2 protein-coding genes and 1 pseudogene are annotated in these 3292 nt (G+C 71.5%); all 3 read right to left on the bottom strand.

Features of this window, described 5'->3' with window-relative positions; genetic code table 11:
• Positions 1-495, bottom strand: a pseudogene (locus IH13_RS0108980) (ABC transporter ATP-binding protein); the annotation flags it as partial.
• Positions 495-2228, bottom strand: a complete 1734-nt coding sequence (locus tag IH13_RS0108975) for an ABC transporter ATP-binding protein (protein WP_031082669.1) — start codon at positions 2226-2228, stop codon at positions 495-497. The pseudogene IH13_RS0108980 and the gene IH13_RS0108975, both read right to left, overlap by 1 nt.
• Positions 2229-2345: 117 nt before the next feature.
• Positions 2346-3292: FGGY-family carbohydrate kinase (locus tag IH13_RS0108970; protein ID WP_031082667.1), on the bottom strand; the 947-nt coding region annotated here is incomplete at its 5' end.

Below are 3292 nucleotides of genomic sequence, written 5' to 3'. Positions count from 1 at the left end.
CGACAGCGGCAGCCGCGCCAGCTTCGCCTGGAGGTCCTCGCGGAGCCGGAAGACGACCCGGTTGATGATCCGGATCGACACCCGGGACGACACCAGCATCAGGAGGCCCGCGCCGACGTACACCGCCAGCGCCGCCAGCAGGACGTTGCCCACCGCCTGGAAGTCGATGCCGTGGCCGGGGACGAAGTCGACCCCGCTCAGCATGTCCGCGAGGCCCCCGTCGCCCCGCTCGCGCAGACCGTCGACGGCCTGCTCCTTCGTCGTCCCCTCCGGCATCTGCCGGCCGACGACCCCCGCGAAGATCAGGTCGGTGGCCGCGCCGAGGACCTTCGGCCCGGTCACCGAGAGCGCCACGCTCAGCGTGCCGGCCCCCAGCATCAGGTACAGCGAGGACCTCTCCCTGCTGAACCGGCCCAGCAGCCGCTTGCCCGACGCCTTGAAGTCCGCGGACCGCTCACCGGGCCCCATGGCCATCCGTCCGCCCGGTCCAGCCATCAGGCGGCCTCCGCTTCCGTCAGCTGGGAGAGCACGATCTCCCGGTAGGTTTCGTTGCCGTCCATCAGTTCCCGGTGGGTGCCCGTGCCGACGACCCGGCCCTCGTCCAGCACCAGGATCCGGTCGGCGTCACGGATCGTGGACACCCGCTGTGCCACGATCACCACGGTCGCCCCGGCCGTCTCCCGGGACAGCGCGGTACGCAGCGCGGCGTCCGTCGCGTAGTCCAGGGCCGAGAACGAGTCGTCGAAGAGGTAGATCTCCGGTCGCTGCACCAGCGTCCGCGCGATGGCGAGGCGTTGCCGCTGACCGCCGGAGACATTGGTGCCGCCCTGCGCGATCGGCGCGTCGAGACCGCCTTCCAGCCGCTGGACGAAGTCCTTCGCCTGCGCCACCTCCAGGGCGTGCCACAGCTCCTCGTCATCGGCGTCGGGGTTGCCGTACCGCAGGTTCGTCGCGACCGTCCCGGAGAACAGGTACGGCTTCTGCGGGACCAGGCTCACCGTCTTCGCCAGCAGGGCCGCGTCCAGCGTCCGCACGTCCCTGCCCCCGACGAGCACGTCCCCGCCCGTCACGTCGAACAGCCGCGGTACGAGCCCGAGCAGCGTCGACTTCCCGCTGCCCGTCGACCCGATGACCGCGGTCGTCTCCCCGGGCCGCGCCACGAGCCCGACCTCCCGCAGCACCGGCTCCTCGGCGCCCGGGTAGCGGAACTCGGCGTCCCGTATCTCCAGATGACCGTGGGTGAGCAGCTCGGTGACCGGCGCGGCCGGCGGGACCACGCTCGACTCCGTCCCCAGGACCTCTTGTATGCGCTCGGCACAGACCTCGGCGCGCGGCACCATCATGAACATGAAGGTGGCCATCATCACGGACATGACGATCTGCATCAGGTACGCGATGAACGCGGTCAGCGCGCCGATCTCCATCCCGCCGCTGTCGATGCGGTGCGCACCGAACCAGACGACGGCGACGGACGAGACGTTCACCACGGTCATCACGGTCGGGAACATCAGCGCCATCAGCCGGCCCGTCGACAGCGCGACGTCGGTCAGCTCGGTGTTGGCGCCGAGGAACCGCTTCTCCTCGTAACGGTCGCGCACGAAGGCGCGGATGACCCGGTTACCGGTGATCTGCTCGCGCAGCACCCGGTTCACCGTGTCCAGCCGCGTCTGCATCATGCGGAACAGGGGGCGCATCCGCTTCACGATGAGGCTCACCGCGATACCGAGCACCGGCACCACCGCCAGCAGCACCGACGACAGCTTCACGTCCTGGCCGAGCGCCATGACGATGCCGCCGACACACATGATGGGCGCCGACACCATCAGCGTGAAGGTCATCAGCACGAGCATCTGGATCTGCTGGACGTCGTTCGTCGTACGCGTGATCAGCGAAGGCGCGCCGAACCTCCCCACCTCACGGGCCGAGAAGGACTGCACCCGGGCGAAGACCGAGGCCCGTACGTCGCGTCCGAGCGCGGAGGCGGTACGGGCGCCGAAGTACACCGCGCCGACGTTGCAGAGGACCTGGACGACACTGACGGCGATCATCACGCCGCCGAACGTCAGGATGTAACCCGTGTCCCCCTGGACGACACCGTTGTCGATGATGTCCGCGTTGAGGCTGGGCAGGTAGAGGCTGGCGCAGGTCTGCAGGAACTGGAGCGCCACCAGCAGCAGGATCGGTCTTCTGTACGGTCCCAGGTGGGACCGCAGGAGTTTTATGAGCACGCGGGTCTCTCGGGTCGGCGAAGGGCAGAGGCCGATCCATCCTGCGGTACGCCGCACCGTGGGGACCAACGCTTTTCCTCAAACCCCGGTCAAGAACCCGCGGTGCCCCCGGTCCCGTCAGACGGTGCCGCCGAACGCCTCCGGGTGGATCTGGTCCCGGGTGGCCCCGTACTGCTGCCGCACGGCCCGGCCCACCGGCAGCTCCTCACCGGGCTCCAGCACCTGCGCCGCCGCGCCCCGCCACGCGGGAGGCGTCCGCACGTCGAGCGTGCCCCGCGAGACACCCAGCGCCCACGCCGCCTGCCGGGCCGCGCCCAGCGCCGCGTACTGCTCGGGCTGCGGTACGACGACCTGCGTGCCGAACACGGCGGGGGCCAGGGCCTGCACGGCCGGCAGCTCGGCCGCCGCACCCAGCAGGAACACCCGCCGCACCTCCACACCCCGGCCGCGCAGCACGTCCAGCGCGTCGGTGAGGGAGCACAGCATGCCCTCGAAGGCGGCCCGGGCCAGATGCTCCGGTTTCATCGACTCGCGCCGCAGCCCGCTCAGCGTGCCCGCGGTGTGCGGGAGCCGTGGGGTGCGCTCCCCCTCCAGGTACGGCAGCAGGACGAGCCCCGAGGCGCCCGGGGTCGACTTCAGCGCCAGCTCCGACAGCTCCTCCAGCCCGCCCTCCAGGCCCAGCATCTCGGCGGTGCCGCGCAGCGCGCGCACCGCGTTCGAGAGGTGGACGACCGGCAGGTGCATCCCGGTCGCGTCGGCGAACGAGGTGATCATCCCGTGCGGGTCGGCCAGCGCCTCGTGGTGCACGGCCATCACCGACCCCGAGGCGCCCAGCGACACCACCGCGTCGCCGACGGCCACCCCCAGCCCGAAGGCCGCGGCCATGGTCTCGCCGGTGCCCGCCGAGATCAGCAGGCCCTCCGGCGTCGTCCCGGAGGCGTCGGCGGGGCCCAGCACCTCGGGCAGCGCCGCCTGGTGGCCGAGCGCGAGCTCCACGAGATCGGGCCGGTAGGAGCCGGACCCCGCCGACCAGTAGCCGGTGCCGGACGCCGCCCCGCGGTCGG

This window comes from Streptomyces sp. NRRL WC-3549 (assembly GCF_000721935.1).
Lineage (GTDB): Bacteria > Actinomycetota > Actinomycetes > Streptomycetales > Streptomycetaceae > Streptomyces.
This window is presented reverse-complemented; position numbering and strand designations above follow the sequence as displayed.